At 57.8% G+C, this 16175-nt stretch carries 15 protein-coding genes; all 15 read right to left on the reverse strand.

Annotated elements, in window-relative coordinates; translation table 11 throughout:
* Window positions 1–15: 15 nt before the first annotated feature.
* On the reverse strand, window positions 16–519 hold the full coding sequence (locus tag VF694_RS13185) for a TRAP transporter small permease (protein WP_003800657.1): 504 nt from the start codon (window positions 517–519) through the stop codon (window positions 16–18).
* Between the two features lie 536 nt (window positions 520–1055).
* Complete coding sequence (locus VF694_RS13190) at window positions 1056–1787, reverse strand: SDR family NAD(P)-dependent oxidoreductase (protein ID WP_003800659.1); 732 nt, start codon at window positions 1785–1787, stop codon at window positions 1056–1058.
* Window positions 1788–1808: 21 nt separating this feature from the next.
* On the reverse strand, window positions 1809–2210 hold the full coding sequence (locus VF694_RS13195; protein ID WP_131071124.1) for a Zn-ribbon domain-containing OB-fold protein: 402 nt from the start codon (window positions 2208–2210) through the stop codon (window positions 1809–1811).
* Window positions 2210–3391 (reverse strand): thiolase family protein, encoded by a 1182-nt coding sequence (locus VF694_RS13200; RefSeq protein WP_003800664.1) that lies wholly within the window; start codon window positions 3389–3391, stop codon window positions 2210–2212. The genes VF694_RS13195 and VF694_RS13200 overlap by 1 nt, the downstream gene beginning before the upstream one ends.
* A gap of 4 nt (window positions 3392–3395) precedes the next feature.
* A complete protein-coding gene (locus tag VF694_RS13205; protein ID WP_003800665.1) occupies window positions 3396–5027 on the reverse strand; it encodes an AMP-binding protein in 1632 nt (543 codons plus the stop codon).
* 19 nt (window positions 5028–5046) lie between these two features.
* Complete coding sequence (locus VF694_RS13210; RefSeq protein WP_003800667.1) at window positions 5047–5529, reverse strand: aromatic-ring-hydroxylating dioxygenase subunit beta; 483 nt, start codon at window positions 5527–5529, stop codon at window positions 5047–5049.
* Window positions 5530–5531: 2 nt separating this feature from the next.
* The gene (locus tag VF694_RS13215; RefSeq protein WP_003800670.1) at window positions 5532–6866 is read right to left on the reverse strand and encodes an aromatic ring-hydroxylating dioxygenase subunit alpha; all 1335 of its coding nucleotides are present in this window, start codon (window positions 6864–6866) and stop codon (window positions 5532–5534) included.
* A gap of 24 nt (window positions 6867–6890) precedes the next feature.
* Window positions 6891–7859, reverse strand: coding sequence for a PDR/VanB family oxidoreductase (locus VF694_RS13220; protein ID WP_003800672.1), 969 nt, complete (start codon window positions 7857–7859; stop codon window positions 6891–6893).
* 319 nt (window positions 7860–8178) lie between these two features.
* Window positions 8179–8967 carry a cyclase family protein gene (locus VF694_RS13225; protein ID WP_003800674.1) on the reverse strand — a complete coding sequence of 263 codons (789 nt, stop codon included), beginning with the start codon at window positions 8965–8967 and terminating at the stop codon, window positions 8179–8181.
* A gap of 244 nt (window positions 8968–9211) precedes the next feature.
* Window positions 9212–10240, reverse strand: a complete 1029-nt coding sequence (locus tag VF694_RS13230; RefSeq protein WP_003800676.1) for a carbon-nitrogen hydrolase family protein — start codon at window positions 10238–10240, stop codon at window positions 9212–9214.
* 15 nt (window positions 10241–10255) lie between these two features.
* Window positions 10256–11179, reverse strand: coding sequence for a fumarylacetoacetate hydrolase family protein (locus VF694_RS13235; protein ID WP_003800679.1), 924 nt, complete (start codon window positions 11177–11179; stop codon window positions 10256–10258).
* A 95-nt stretch (window positions 11180–11274) separates the two neighbouring features.
* Window positions 11275–12399: a cupin domain-containing protein gene (locus VF694_RS13240; RefSeq protein WP_003800681.1), complete on the reverse strand. Its 1125-nt coding sequence runs from the start codon at window positions 12397–12399 to the stop codon at window positions 11275–11277.
* Between the two features lie 21 nt (window positions 12400–12420).
* Window positions 12421–14757 (reverse strand): bifunctional salicylyl-CoA 5-hydroxylase/oxidoreductase, encoded by a 2337-nt coding sequence (locus tag VF694_RS13245; protein ID WP_003800683.1) that lies wholly within the window; start codon window positions 14755–14757, stop codon window positions 12421–12423.
* A gap of 130 nt (window positions 14758–14887) precedes the next feature.
* Window positions 14888–15331, reverse strand: coding sequence for an acyl-CoA thioesterase (locus VF694_RS13250; protein WP_003800684.1), 444 nt, complete (start codon window positions 15329–15331; stop codon window positions 14888–14890).
* Between the two features lie 96 nt (window positions 15332–15427).
* Window positions 15428–15943 (reverse strand): MarR family winged helix-turn-helix transcriptional regulator, encoded by a 516-nt coding sequence (locus VF694_RS13255; protein ID WP_003800688.1) that lies wholly within the window; start codon window positions 15941–15943, stop codon window positions 15428–15430.
* Window positions 15944–16175: the final 232 nt, after the last annotated feature.

Below are 16175 nucleotides of genomic sequence, written 5' to 3' on the forward strand. Positions count from 1 at the left end.
GAAAAAACTCCGTCTTTATCGGCGTGGAGAGCTAAAAATCTTGAGCAAGGCAGCCAAAGTGGCAATGCCGGTCATGATGGCGATGATGTAGGCAAAGGGGGCAATAGGCACTTGCAAGGCGTTGCTCATATCCCCGTACTCGTTCAATTCGGTGGCGTGCTTCCACAAATAGAAAGTGAGCACTGCCAGCATGAAGGTAGAGATCAGATTGATCACAAACTGCTGGACACGACGAGCCGCCGGACCCAACCACGCATCAATCAAACTGACGGTCAGGTGTTGCTGGTGCCAGGTGACACGCGGCAAAGCCGAAAAAATCAGCACCCCCAGCAACAGTTCGCTGGCCTCATACGCACCCAGTAAAGGGGCGTGAAACACGTAGCGGCCTATCACGTCCACGGTAGTGATCCCTGTCATCAGAATCAAGATGACCACACAGGCAGTATCCAGAATTGTCTCAACAACCCGTACTACTCCACGTGAACGCACCAGCTCCATTCCTGGCAGATCGTCGTTCATTACAGCTCCACTTATTTTGGCCCGACAAGGCCTGTTTTTTGGGTCATCATGCGCCCCGTAAAACAGGGTCACATTGTTATATTTCTGTTCTAAATAGTTTATAGATGAACAAATCCAGGTAAATAGAAAGAAACCCTTAATTCCATCCAAAATCATGAATTCGTGGCTTCCATCTCACATGGCAAGAATTGGTGTCCCAAGACGTCCGGCTGAGCCGATGCATGGACAAAAGCCAGCCCTTCACACGGCCTTCAAACCTCGCCGGGCGAGCGCACGGACCTGACAACATTGGCTTGAGACGGGTCGAAAACAAAGCAGACCCGCGCGCTGACGTCCCACATTTGCCATCAGCTGAACGTCACCGCAGAGCCAGGCACCAAAAACAGGCAAGCGGCCCTAGGTCTGCGCCCCAATCCAATCCACCCAAATAAAAACCCCCTTGAGCCGGCAAGGGGGTTTTCAGAGGCAAGTCGGCAAATGGGCTGCGCCTCACGCGCACGTAGGGCGCGATCATCGTCAACCCAGCCGCAAACAGGTCAGATGATCAACGTGCCCACACTGGCACCACCGCAGACATACAGAGTCTGACCGGTGATGAAGCTGTTCTCAGGGTCTGAAAAGAACATCGTGGCGCGGCTGATATCGTCCGCGCGGCCCAGGCGTTTGACCGGAATGGAGGCGGCCAGCTTGGCTTCGCGCTCGCTTCCGGCCTCCACCACGTCGTAAAACATATTGGTGGTGATCGGGCCGGGGGCAATCACGTTGACCGTAATGCCCTGGTCAGCCAGTTCCAGCGCCCAGGTGCGAGCCATGCCCAACATGCCGGCCTTGGTCGCTGCATAGGCAGTCCGGGTTTGCAGACCCAGCGCGCCGCGCGAGGACATCAGCACGATCCGGCCAAAGTGGCGCTCGCGCATACCGGGCACCACCGCCTGGGTAATCTGCAAGGCAGCGCCCAGGTGGATCTGGGTCAGACCCTGCAAATCTTCCAGTTTGACCTCATCGAGCAAGGCCGGCCAGATCACGCCGGCGTTATGAATGAAGTGGGTCACATCAAAGCGCTCGGCAATGTCTTTTGCCGCCTTCTCGGTTGCTGCTGCATCCAGCAGATCCACCTGCACGCAGTGCAGACGTTCGTGCGTCCAGGGCAACACATTGCGCGCCATGCTGATCACGGTGTAACCCTGATCGAGCATCTTGCGGCAAATGTCTTCACCAATACCGGTGCTGCCGCCCGTCACGATGGCGGTGTATTGAGCTTGTGTCATCTTGATTGTCTCCAGGCAAATTCAGGGTGCAGGGCGCGCTACCAGCACGGCTACGCCACCCGCATCCAGTTCCAGACTCAGGCGCACTTTCTCGTCCGCCTGCCCACCTTCAGGCAAGTGGGCGATGGCGAACGGGCCGCAATCCAGCGCAACGGTACCGATACGCCAGGGCAGTCGTGCCTGAAAGTAGGGCTCGTTGCTGTGATGCAAGGTGGTGGTGGCCTGCAGCACGCCCGTATCGGGCACGGCCTGCCAGTTCAGCGTGGTGTGCAAACAATGGCCGCACACATCGCGGGCGGGATACTGCACCGTGCCGCAGGACGGGCACACTTGCAGGGCAAACTCACCACGCCGTGCGGCGTCGGTAAGGCCAACTGCCGTGGCGCTGCGTGCGCCCGGTGGCAAGATTTGGGTATGGCTCATCACTGCCCCCGTTCCAGCAAGGCCGCGGCAGTACAGATGCCACGGTCATAATTGATCATGCCAAAGCCGGACACCAGACCGATGCGGGCATTGGCCACTTGCATATCACCCGCGGTACCCGTCAATTGGCGCAAGGCCTGAACCAGCCCCAGATAACCACCGGCTGCGCCTGCCTGGCCTACCGACAACTGGCCGCCGCTGGTGTTAAAGGGGAAGCTGCCATCCACGGTAAAGGTGTTCTTGCGGATGAATGCCGGACCTTCGCCCTTGGCGCAAAAACCCAGGTCCTCAAACTGCAGGACGTTGATGACGGGGTAGTCATCGTAGGTTTCCATAAAGTCCACGTCCGCCGGGCTAAGGCCCGCGTGTTCGTAGAAGGCATCCTTGTCCATGGCCCAGCCACCACGGTACTGAACAGGGTCTTGAGGAAAGGCGTTGTGACGTTCGATGGTGGAGCGGATACGAACGTAAGACAGGCCCAGTGCTTCAGCCTGTTCCCGACGCATCACCAGATAGCCTTCGGCACCCGCGCAAGGCATCACGCAATCGAACAGATGAATGGGGTCGGCAATGACGCGCGCCTCCATGTACTGCTCCAGCGTCAACGGCTTTTTCATCAGGGCGTGCGGGTTGCGCAGCGCATTGTCACGCTGGGCCACACACAGCTTGCCGAAATCTTCACGCGTGGCACCGTAGTGACGCATGTAGTAGTCCGTCAGCAGCGCAAAGCTGGCATTGGGACCACCGGCACCGTAAGGATAGACGGCATCCTGCGAGAAACGTGAGAAGCCTGCCACCGTGTTCTTAAACGATTCCCGGTGATTGGTATCGCCCGCAATACACGCCACGATCGACGCATCGCCACATTGCACGGCACGCGCCGCACGACGCATGGCAACCACGCCGCTGGCACCGCCCATCGGAATATGGTCCAGCCACCGTGGGCTCATTTGAAAATGCTGCATCACGCCCACGGCGGTGTCGCTGCCCAGCGTGAAGCTGGACACGCACACGCCGTCCACATCGGCTTTCTGCAGGCCGGATTGGGCCAGCAACTGGCCCAATGCCGCACCCAGCCACCAATGGGCGGTTTGCTCGGAATGGCGCTCGTAGGGGATGGTCACCGGAGCGACCAGCACTACATCGTCATAGCCCTGGCGGGCTGCTTGCGGCAAGGCCATGGGCTCAGGCCTCCTGACGTTTTTTCAGGTGATTCGTGTTCACGCAGGCCGGGTTGTCCAAGGCTGCCAGCGCCACGGTTTTCAATTCACCGCGCTGGATCTTGTTGGTCGAGGTCAGCGGCAGGGCATCCACAAACAGGACGTAACCGGGCACCTTGAAGTAGGCCAGTTGGGTCAGACCCCAGCGCACCATTTCCTGGGCGGCCTGTTCACGCTGCTCCTGGGTTTCAATCGGTTGGTGGGGCACCACCAGCGCCATCACTTCGTCGCCACGAATGGCATCAGGCACGGCAGCCACCGCAATGGAGCGCACCAGCGGATGCTGTTGCATGATGTTTTCCACCTCCACGGCAGCGATGTTCTCGCCACTTCGGCGGATCACGTTCTTTTTGCGGTCCACAAAATGCAGGTAGCCTTGCTCGTCACGGCACACAATATCGCCGGTGTGAAACCAGCCGCCTTCCCAGGCCTCGTCGGTGGCTGCCGGATCTTTCCAGTAGCCGGAGAAAAATCCGTAACGTGGGTTGTCCCCAGCCGAGCGCACCAGCAGCTCGCCGTTTTCACCGGCTTGGGCCGGTTCGCCATCGTCCTTGCGCAACAGCACTTCCACCACCGGCATTTCCTTGCCAAAGCAGGAGGTGCCGATAAAGCGTGGCTCGTGATTGGCGATGATGCTGGCACCGGCGCCGGTTTCCGTCATGGCCCAGGCTTCCAGCAAGGGGAAACCGAAGCGTTCTTCAAAAACAGGATGCAGACCACGGTCCACACCGGCGCCAAAACCAAAGCGCACGTGGTGTTGACGGTCTTTTTCGCTGGGTTCGGCCTTCATCAGAATGGCGGGCATTACCCCCAGGTAATGCACTACGGTAGCACCCGACTCGCGCACCGAATCCCACCAGCTGCGTGGATGGAAACGATCCAGGGAGATCAGGCAGCCGCCGGTCTTGACCATGGCCATGGTCGAGCAGGCCATGGCGTTCATGTGAAACAGGGGCAACGGGGTCAGCATGCGCTCCTTGCCATGCTCCAGCGAGGCCAGACCACCAATATCGCGGTACCACTCACCGGCATAATGAAAGTACTGGTTCGACAGCATGCAGCCCTTGGGGCGACCTGTCGTACCAGAGGTGTACAACAGGGCACATTCGCTGTGCTCATCGGGAATGTCACAGGAGCGGGCGGCGGCACGCTCCACCATGGGCGGCACATCGCCGTCGGCCATGATGGCAAAGGGCTGGCCTGCACGCTGGGCCGCTTCCACCAGATCCTGGTGACGGCTGGGCAGGGCAATGGCCATGATCATTTCGGAATGGCCAATCAGGTACTCCAGCTCGGCAGCGCGCAGGTCCGGATTGATCGGCACAATCGACACGCCCAGGCTGTTCAAGGCAAACCAGTGCAGGAAAAATACGGGGCGATTCTCCAGCAAAATGCCGACGCGATGGCCGTGGCCATAGCCCGCGGCGGCGTAAGCCCCACGCAGGGCGTCAATGCGTTCCAGCGCCTGACCGTAGGTCAGCTCACCCGCTTCAATACCGTAGATCTGGGCGGTCTCAGGCAGGGTACATACAAAGGGCTTGTCGCCCCATTTCTGGGCGGTGTCTCTAAAAGCCTGGTAGACCGTGGTGTTGGCCATCAAAAATTCTCCTGTCCTGTCACATAAACAACTGGATATTGCCAAAGGGCGCGTCGCAATTGAGCAGATCCACCCGTTTGAGCCGGATTTTCAACGCGTCGTCCTGGCGCACCAGGGTGTAGGTACTCCAACCTACATAGATATCCTGCTTGTCGCCGCGCGTTTCCGTGTAATGGAAGGCGCAACGTACCGTGTATTCGCCTTTTTCCTCGTCCATGCTTTCCACCGTGGGTAGCTGGAGCAGGTGATGACTGCGGCTTTTGGGCTGCTGGGAAAAAGTGCGACGGCCAGCCAGACGCTCAACACGAATACGCAGCAAAAGCTTGTCCTCGTGCATCAGGGAGGCATGCAATCGGGCGTCTTGCTGATCGTGTGCCAACGGCATCCAGTAATAACCATCTTCGGTAAACAGATCGAGCCATTGCTCATAATGCTGTTCATCGAGCAGGCGGGCTTCCGCATACACAAAATCGATAAGGGCCTGACGGCTGATTTCGCTCATGGTTATTCCTCTTCTTGTTTAGCCTGCTGCTCGGGCAGCATGAACTTGAGCCAGGCACGGAACTGGGCGCGCATCTGCATTTCGCTGGTGCCGTTGATCACCACGTTCTTTTGCTGGTCTTCGTCTTTTTCCACCAGACGCGCCAGGTTCATCCAGTCGCGTCCCCGCGACTGCAAGCCCTGCTGCGCGCGTTCATACATTTCCAGATCGTCGTGGCCGACCATCGAAGTAGGCGCGTTGATCAGGCGGTTGTACATCAAGGTCCGTTCCAGGAGTGTGTCCGGCGCGCCCACCAGGCGGAAAGTCCAGGACTCCACCAGGGTTTTATCCGCGGCAATGGGCTTGAACAAACGCAGGGTCTGGATCGGGCCCTTGACCATGATGTTGGGGAAGTAACAGGTGTTGTGACGCGTGTCACCCAAAATGGCTTTGGCACGCTCTTCACCGTAGGCTTCGACCATCTGGTCCCAGTAACCGGGGATTTCGGAATAATCCGCGTGGATGGAGTTGCTCACGCCGGTATGGCCGTGACCGTTTTCCCACACGCGAATACCCATGCCTTCATAGAACTCGTAAGGCGACATGAACGGGGCAAACAGCTCAACCGCCATGGGCTTGGGCGTACCTGGAGGGGCCGCTTCCCAGGCTTTTACGGCGGTGCCCGCCGAGGACTCGTGCGCCACCATGGGGTGACAGGTATCGGTCTGGTTATCGACCAGCATTTTCCAGTTGCACTGGTGCATGTAGCGCATCACGCCACCGGCCACTTCCAGGCGGCCTTCGGGGGAGCGATCGACCATATTGTCGATGGTGCTCAGGGACTGGCCAAAGAACTCTTCAAAGCCAATGCCTTCATCGGCCAGACGGCAGAACACAAAATCGCGGTACACCCGCACATTCTTGACCGCCGCCATGCCCTGGCTGGCTTCGGTGCATTCAAAGCCGGTATTTTCGTAACCTTTCTTCAAAGGGATGGACAGCAGGGAACCATCGGTCTTGAAGGTCCAGGCATGGTAAGGGCAACGGAAGAATTTGCCCGTGTTGCCACAGGTTTCACCGGCCACTTGCACGCCTTTATGCGGGCAGCGGTTGTACAGCACACGGATGCTGTCGTCTGTATGGCGCACCATAATGACGGACTCGGTACCGACCGTCGTGGTGTAGAAGTCACCTTTATTGGGCACCTGGCTGGCATGGCCAACGTAGACCCAGGTATTGGCGAACAACTGTTCCATCTCCAGCTCAAACAGCTCCTGGCTGATGTACAAATCCTTGTGGACCTCGGCCTCGCGTACCAATTCGCGGATGGCCTGGGGATTATCACGATACTTTTCCATCATGTTCTCCGTCGCCGTTGGGCTTTATAGATCCAGCACCAGACGCGGGGTCTTGGCACGAGAAATACAGATCTGGATAACCTTGTTGCTGGCTTTTTCCGAATCGCTCAGGAAATAGTCGCGGTGGTCAACCTCGCCTTCGATCACATCACAGGTACAGACGCCGCATTCGCCGCGCTTGCAATCGATCATGGGGTCCAGGCCTTGCTCTTCCATGACATCAACAATGGTCTTGTCGGCGGGGATCTGCAACGTGACGCCGGTCTGGCGCAGTTCCACCTCGAAAGGCTGGTCCCCTTCCTGCGCAGCCGCGGTCGCGAACAGCTCAAAATGCACATGCTCACTGGGCCAGCCACGCTGCTTGCAGGCTTCGATCACGGCATCAATCATGCCTTTGGGACCGCAAACGTAGATATGCTGATCTTTGGTCAAACCATCGAGCAGGGTATTGAGGCAGAACCGGCCTTCGCTGTCGTCCGCGTAATGACGCAGAGCCGGGCCGGACAAGGCGCTCAGCTCATCCAGGAAAGCCAACTGTTCCACGCTGCGCCCTGCATAGTGCAGCTGATAGGGGCGACCCTGGTGATGCAGGGCCGCGGCCATGCTGGCAATCGGGGTGATGCCGATGCCACCGGCAATCAACACGGTCTCGGTTTCACCCTCGACGCCCTCATGCAAAGGGAAATCATTCTTGGGGCCAGCCACACGCAAGGTATCGCCCACTTTCAGGCTGTGCATGTACCGTGAACCACCCGAGCTGTTGTCCTCCAGACGTACGCCCAGACGGTAGCAGCGGGGTCCCTGCGCCATGTCAGCGTCCAGGGAAATCAGGGAATAGCAGCGGTGATCGTTCAGATCAGGAATCTGTACCTGCAGGTGCGAACCCGGCGCAAATGCGGGCAGGGAACCGGCCTGGGCAGGCTCTAGCGTAAAACTGCGAATCAGCGGGGATGCGTTCTGGATATCCCGGATGACGAGTTCAAAAGTATCCATCGTGTGCCTACCATTGAGCATGACTACATCAATTACCCAGCCAAAACGGCCAAGCCATGGCATCATGTAGCGCCGCAGGGGGCAAGGGGACGGCCCAAAAAGGCTGCGTAAGGCTCGTCTACTGTCTCCGCTAAAACCGGCTGCCTGACACCGACACTGGCTGTACGGCTGGATCTCTATTCATTCTTTCGTGAATTTGTTTTATTGATGAATAGTTTACGGATAAATATATACTGCCGAATATAATGGAAAACCACTAGGTGAGAAAACAGCAGAACCGTGTCGTACACAATTCTGCCATTTTCTCCCCGTTTTGCGTTTACTGAGCTACCAGTGCGACCACGCGCAGCGGGCTGCCGGAGCCGCCTTCAATCTTCAGAGGGGCCGACATGATCAGTGCGCCCTGAGGGGGCAACTGATCCAGGTTGCACAGGCACTGCAAACCGTAACGGTTGGCGCCGTGCATCAGGGTGTGGCAAGGGTAAGCCACTGGCCAGGCGTAGGATTGGCCCGCATCGGTATTGATGGTTTCAACGCCAAAGCCGTGCACCTTGCGCTCGTGAATCATCCACTCCACCGCTTCCTGAGCTGGGCCAGGCGTATGAGCGCCGTCTTCACGCATGTTCAGAAACGCGGCGGCATCGTTGACACGCTTGGACCAATCGGTGCGAAACAGCACCCAGGCACCTTCAGGGATGCGGCCATGCTGGGCTTCCCAGTTCTGCAAGAACTCGGAGGTCAGGATGAAGTCTTCGTTCTGGGCCACTTCGGCCGAGGCGTCCACCACAACGGCGGGACGCAGAAAGTTGTCGACAGGAATGGTGTCGACGGTGTTGTCCGGATGATCCTTGCCGGAGATCCAGTGAGCGGGCGCGTCAAAGTGGGTACCGGTGTGTTCGCCACAGGTGAAGTTGTTCCAGTACCAGCCTGGGCCATTCTCGTCGTATTGGCTAATGCGCTCAATCGAGAAACCAGCAGTCTGGCCAAACTGGGGGGGCAGCTGCAAGGCGGGGAAGCTGGGAGACAGGGTCTGGGTCAGATCCACGAAACGGACCTGTTTGCTGTCGATTGCCTGGATAAAGGCTGCCAATGGGTTCTTGTCGCTCATTTCATCTCCTACGGGGATCTTATGTCATCGTTATAAGTGCCTGTCCTGCCCATGCAGGAAGGGAAGCAGCCGTTAAAACAGCCCACTCCTCCAGGCTGGCGCTGCCCCTTTTTCAAAAACGGGCAGTGTGCATCTTTGACCACTGCGGCCAGGCCACAGCGGTTTTTGACCGGGTGCTTGAGCAAAGCGCCCCGTCAAAAAACGGTCCCGATCCAACACTGGAAGGGGACCGTCTTGAACCTGCTTACGCTTCCTTGTCGTCCAGAACGGAGAACTCGGCAGGGTTCAGGTCGGGCTGGGACGCGGCATCGCCTTCGTAAAAGCGGGCAGGCGTCAAAGCCTTGCGGTTCACACGCAGGTCAAACACGTCAAAACGGTTGTAATGACCCGTAATGTCGTGCATTTGACGCGGCTGGATGCAGCGCGACAGATCGATGTCGGCGTAGGCAATGCCTTCCTTGTCGATCAGGGCTTCGCCCTGCACGCGGCCATCGGGGCCAATAATGCCCGAGAACGCACTGTTGGGACGAGCCAGCAGATCACGCGCTTCGGGATGAGTGGCGGACATGGCCTCGACAATTTCCTCGGAAACCGTCGAGCAGGCCACCACCGTAAACACCTTGCCTTCAAAGCAGTGTGCAGCAGCACGCAGGCGAATGGCTTCAGCCATGTCGTAGTCCTTCGGTGCCACGGGCAAGGCGATGTAGCTGGCAACGTGGACCAGCTCGCCTTGCGACAACAGGCTGAAACGAGCCAGCGTGTTGGTGTTTTCGCCGCACGCCAAGGCGCCCAGAGGGCCGATGGTGGTGTCATGCACACGCATCGAGGAGGCGTCGCCGTTAGCCCAGGTCAGTTTTTCTGCCCAGGTGGGCACCAGTTTGCGGTGACGGCCCAAAATGCGACCGTCAGCGCCGATGGTGACCAGCGTGTTGTAGAGAGTGCCGATGCCAACGGGACTGCGCTCGTTCACACCCAACACCACATTGACCTTGCGCTGACGACAAACCTGCGCAACCTTCTGGATCTCGGGACCTGGGACTTCGATGGCCGATTTGCACAGGCGCTCGAACCATGGGCTGCCCTCGATCGGGTTCATCACCCAGCTCCAGTAGGGGTAACCGGAGACGAACACCTCGGGGAAGGCGATCAGCTCGGCACCGTTGTCGGCTGCTTCATTGATCAGACGACATACTTTTTCGATGGTCGCATTCGTGTCCAGGAACACAGGCGCTGCCTGAACGGCGGCGGCCTTGAACTGACGCAATTCCAGCATCATGCTCTCCTTTACTTAGTTTTGGGGGGTCACGTCCACGATGGGGTGACGCAATTCGCCGATGCCTTCCACCACAGCATGCACCACGTCGCCAGGCCACATCCACTCTTGAGGATCACGGCCAGCGCCCACGCCTTCTGGTGTACCGGTGGCGATGATGTCACCGGGTTCCAGCGTGATGCCGGCGCTGATGTCAGCGATCAGGTCATTCACGTTGAACAGCATGTGCTTGGTGTTGGAGCTTTGCTTGGTCACACCGTTCAGAGTCAGGCTCAGGTTCAGGTTGTGAGGATCGGTCAGCTCATCGGCCGTCACGATCACAGGACCGAATGGCGCGTAGGTGTCCTGGCCTTTGGAGTAGATCCACTGACCGGCACGACGGCAGTCGCGAGCGCTCACGTCGATCATGACGGAGTAGCCGAACACGTACTTCAGGGCGTCTTCCTTGGCCACGCGCTGGGCACGGGTGCCCATGATCACGGCCAGTTCCACTTCCCAGTCCATTTGCTGCGTGATGTTCTTGTTGTGCTCGATGGCATCGCCGGGGCCAATCACGGTGGTAGGCGGCTTGGAGAAAATCACGGGCTGCTTAGGCAGCTCTTTGGAGGTGTCCAGGGTACGGCTGGATTCGGCTACGTGTTCCACGTAGTTCAGGCCGATACCAAAGATGTTCTTGCGTGGACGGGGGATAGGAGCCAACAGTTTGACGTTGGCCAAGGGCAGTGCCACGCCAAAAGGCATATCGTCGGCGTAGGTTTCCAGCAAGCGAGCCGTGGAAGTCACAGCGGCTGGGCCCAGGTCGATGAAATCGAGCATATTGTCAGGCAGCATGTGGCCTGTGGCGTCGCCCAGGTAACCCAGGTCAACCACCAGATCGCCCACAATGGCGCCCAAGCGGCCAGCGGCAGCAACTTCACTACGGTACGTTACAAGACGCATTTCTATCTCCAGATTGGGCCATCTTGCGCAGATGGCTTGAATAAATCGGGTCGGCCCGCCTTGGCAGGCCGTCCAAATAAGTTAAACAAGTAGTCTTACAGCAGCACCTGGTGGCCGCCGTTCTCTGCCAACGCTTCTTCGCGGTACAGATTCAGGGCACGCATCACAGGCAGGTCGTGGAACGAGAACAGGCAGGCGTCTTGCGACGAGGAACCATTCACGTGCTCATGGAACATCCAGGAAGGGACGCAGAAAATGTCGCGTTCGCGCCAGTCAAAGCGTTTGCCATTGATGATGGAATACCCTTCACCCTTGGCACACTGATAAATGATGCTGCCCGTGTGACGGTGGGCCTTGGTGTGCTCACCGGGGCGCAGCATCTGCATGCTGGCGCCGATGGTGGACATGACAGGGCCGCCGGTCAGCGGGTTGATGTAGTCCATGATGACGCCATCAAAGGGGCTGCCGTCCGTTACCTTGGCGTAGGCTGACAAGGCTTCGTACGTCGGCTCCCACTCGTACTTGAGCAGCGGCGAGTAGGGTTTTTGCCAGTCGTGCAAAGTGGGCTTCAAACCACGGCCACCCCAGATTCCCACCGCGTCGTTGACGGGATGCGTAATGGCCTGGGCCAGATCCGGGTGAACGGCGTAAAAACCGGCTTCCAACGCATTGACCAGGGGAATGTCCAGACCGTCCTGCCAGATGCAAGGCAGGCCGTCGGCTTCCACGCCGTGCTCGTGCCAGCAGCCGTTGGGGGTCAACACAAAGTCGTTGGCACCCAGCGTCATCTTGTGCCCGTCCACGATGGTGTAGGCGCCACGGCCTTCCATAATAAAACGCAGGGCCGAGGAGGAGTGAGCATGTGCGGAAGCCGCTTCACCCGGTTTCATGACCTGCAAACCGGAGTACAGCCAACCCACCGCCGCCGACACTTCCTGGCGACCGGGGTTGTTCAGGTAAATCACGCGACGACCGGCTTTTTCAGGGCTGACCAGATCCACCGAGCGCAACACATAGTCGCGCAGGTCGCGGTAGCGCCACACCACCGGCACGGACTCGGACTTGGGCTCCCAGGGCTCAATCTTGTTGGCCACGGTCCACAAGGCACCGGCCTCAAATTGAGTCAAATCCTGGTAGTACTTCACCAGTTCGGGCGTGTCCTCAACATCAGCACGACCGATCACGCTTTCGCGATGGGTGTCAAAACGTTCTTCCGACATGATGCTGTCTCCTTTTGTGTTTTATGACTTGGCTGGGCCATCCTGGGCGACTGGCGCACGCTTGATCTGACGCTGCAACCAGTCTTTGCCCCACTCATACTGAACCGGCCAGGCCAGGTCGGTGTAGCCCAACTCCGCAGCCTGACGTTGCGGCCAGTTCGCATCGGCCAGGAAGCCGCGCGACAAGGCGCACAGGTCAGCACGGCCTGCGGCAATAATGCTGTTGGCATGATCCGCTTCCATGATCGAGCCCACCGCCATGGTGGCGATACCGGCTTCGTTACGGATACGGTCGGAGAATGGAGTCTGGTACATGCGGCCGTAAATTGGCTGCTGCTCCAGCACCACTTCACCCGAGGACACGTCGATCAGATCGGCACCGGCTTGCTTGAACAAGCGGGCAATTTCCACACCGTCGTCCGCCGTGTTGCCGCCTTCGGCCCAGTCTGTTGCCGAGATACGCACCATGATGGGCTTGTTCTCTGGCCAGACGGCGCGGATGGCCGCAAACACTTCCAGCGGGTAAGCCATGCGATTTTCCAGACTACCACCAAACTCATCACTACGCTGATTGGTCAGCGGCGAGATAAAGCTGGACAACAGGTAACCGTGAGCGGCTTGCAGCTCAATGCAATCAAAACCGGCCTGGTCAGCGCGCTTGGCAGCGGCCACAAAGGCGTCACGAATCTCGTCCATCTGGGCACGGGTGATCTCGGTAGGAACAGCCGTCACACCAGCCTGATAAGGCAGGGCGGAGGCCGACACCAAAGGCCAGTTGCCTTCAGCCAGCGGCTGATTGGCTTTTTCCCAGCCCAGCTGCGTCGAACCACGACGACCCGCATGACCCAGTTGCACACCGATCTTGGCGCCTTGTTCGTGGGCAAATGCCACGACAGGCTTCCAGGCCTCGGCCTGCTCGTCGTTCCACAGACCGGTACAACCGGGGGTGACACGAGCTTCCGGCGTCACGGCGGTCATTTCAGCCAGGATCAGGCCAGCGCCACCCATGGCACGGCTGCCATAGTGAACGTGATGCGTGGCATTGGGCATGCCGTCCTTGGCGCTGTACATCAGGGTGGGCGAGAACACGATACGGTTCTTCAACTGCATGTCGCGCAGCTTGAAAGGGGTGAACATGGGCGAGGGGGCCTTTTCACCCTCAGCCAGCTCCATGCCCGCTTCCGTCGCCATCCAACGCTCGTATTTTTCCAGCCAGGCGGCATCACGCACCCGCATGTTCTCATGCGAGATACGCTGCGAACGGGTCAGCATGGAGTAGGTGAACTGCTCGGGCTTCATATTGGCGTAACGGGCCACGTTCTCGAACCATTCGGTCGAGTTGCGGGCAGCGTTCTGAATGCGCAATACGTCCACGCTACGAGCGGCTTCGTAATCTTTCAGCGCCTCTTCCATCGACTCGTGGTCCATATGCTGGGCCAGCGTGATGGCATCTTCCAGGGCCAGCTTGGTGCCCGAACCGATCGAGAAGTGAGCGGTGTGAGCGGCATCGCCCATCAATACCACAGGCACTTTCTTGCCGGTGCCGTAATCTTTCCAGTGCACCCACTTGTTGCAGATCACGCGGGGGAAACGAATCCAGATGGCCGAACCGCGCAGGTGCGTGGCATTGCTGATGAGCTTGTTGCCATCGAGGTGATCGGCAAACAGCTTCTCGCAGTAGGCAATGGCCTCTTCCTGCGACATTTCACCAATACCGGCTTTTTGCCAGGTTTCCTCGGGCGTTTCCACGATGAACGTGGACAGGCCTTCCTGGAAACGGTAGGCGTGAGCCTGGAACCAGCCGTGCTCGGTTTCCACAAAAATGAAATTAAAGGCGTCAAACACCTTTTCCGTACCCAGCCAGACAAAACGGCAGTTGCGGGTGTCGATATCGGGCTGGTACACGTCTTGGTAACGAGTACGAATGGCGCTGTTGATACCGTCAGAGGCAATCAGGATATCGGCGTTGTACTTGCGGGCCAGCTCAGCGTCGTCCGACACCACGGTCTCGAACACCAGGTTAACGCCCACTTCCTCGCAGCGAGCCTGCAAGATGTTCAGCAGCTTTTTGCGACCAATCCCGATGAAACCATGACCGCTGGAGCGCACGGCGCTACCTTTGAAATGGCACTCGATGTCGTCCCAGTGGTTGAAGGCGTCACCGATGGTCTGCGCGGACACAGGGTCAGCTTCACGCAGGTTTTCCATGGTGGCATCCGAGAACACCACGCCCCAGCCAAAGGTGTCGTACGGTCGGTTACGCTCGATCACAAAAACCTCGTTCTGAGGGTTTTGCAACTTCATCAGCAAACCGAAATACAAGCCGGCTGGGCCTCCGCCAATACATACGATATTCATGATATGTCCGTATGGTCTGAATACATGCTTTCGAGCATAGTATATTTATTAATAAATATTATACAAGTCAACTATTTAAATCAAAAAAAATACCTGACCTGCATACTGCCTGCTACTACTTCAAACTAGATCAAGCCTGGCTGCTTTCTGGCTGGGCAATCACATACGCTTGCATGGGGTTGCGCAGGAAATCAGGGATAGGAATACCCAGGTGGGTCTCCAGCGAGGTGGTCACCACAGTCTGGCGCACTTGCATACGCAGCACGCCGTCCTTGCCGACGCAACGCAACAGCAACGTCAAGGAGCTGTTGCCAATGCGTTCCACTCCCAGGCTCATCACCACATCATCACCCATACGGCTGATGGACTTGAACTCGGCTTCAATATGTACCGAGGGCATGCCTACCCGTTTGCTGGCGATCATGTTGTGAAAACCCTCGGGTACCATGGAATCGATCCATGCTTCCATCAGGTCGTTAAACATCACAAAGTACTGCGGATAAAAAACGATACCCGCTGGATCGCATTCCGAAAAACGGATGCGATGTTCTTGTTCGTACAGCTTGGAAACCATGTTGTAGACACCTTTTTAGCAAGTGTTTTGTGCGCCTGTCTGTGACGCTATCCGCATTCTGTCTGGCCTCACAGACCGGGCAGAATGCACCTTATGCTAGCTGGCCGTGCTTTGCAGATGCACCCGCAGCAAGCCCAGATGCTGATGGATATGCACAACTTCGTCTGTCGCCAGTCCTTCAAACATTTCTGCAATCCAGTCACTGTGGGCCTGGGCCATCGCCTCGAAACTGCTTTTGCCCTTGGGGGTGAGACGCAACACCCAAGCACGTCGGTCTGTTGGACTGCTCTGGCGAGACACCATGCCTTCTCGGGCCAGCTCGTCAGTCAGTCCGGTAATATTGCCGCCGGTCACCATCAGATAGCGTGACAACTCGCCCATCTTCAGGCCCTGCGGGTAGCGGTACAACTGGGCCATGTAATCAAAACGGGCCAGCGAAATACCATGATTCTGGCGCAGGCGACGACGGATCTCGTCCTCGATCTGCTTGGTGCAGGTCAGCATGCGCAACCACAATTTCAGGCTGGCAGGGTCCTTGGGACCGACGCGGCCTTCAAATCCAGCATCGGCTGGCTCTACCAGTAAATCCTGTGCTGCTTCGCTTTGATTCATATTCTTGCCCCCCAAACTTTGGCTAATTTCAGTTTGACCAACAGGCGGGATACTCGTGCTTGAACAAGTGTGAACAAGTGGCCAAATAGACACGGAACGTCTGGCTCTCCATGCCGCGGTCACCGTGTCAATCCGAATTTATATTCTACTATGAATATTTTAGAAATAAAGTATTTAGAGGGTTAAATCCGTGCCTTCAAGGGTTTTCACCAAGGCCGCTATCCAGCGGCCT

Source organism: Alcaligenes sp. Lyrl_28, assembly GCF_051948705.1.
Classification (GTDB): domain Bacteria; phylum Pseudomonadota; class Gammaproteobacteria; order Burkholderiales; family Burkholderiaceae_B; genus Alcaligenes; species Alcaligenes ammonioxydans.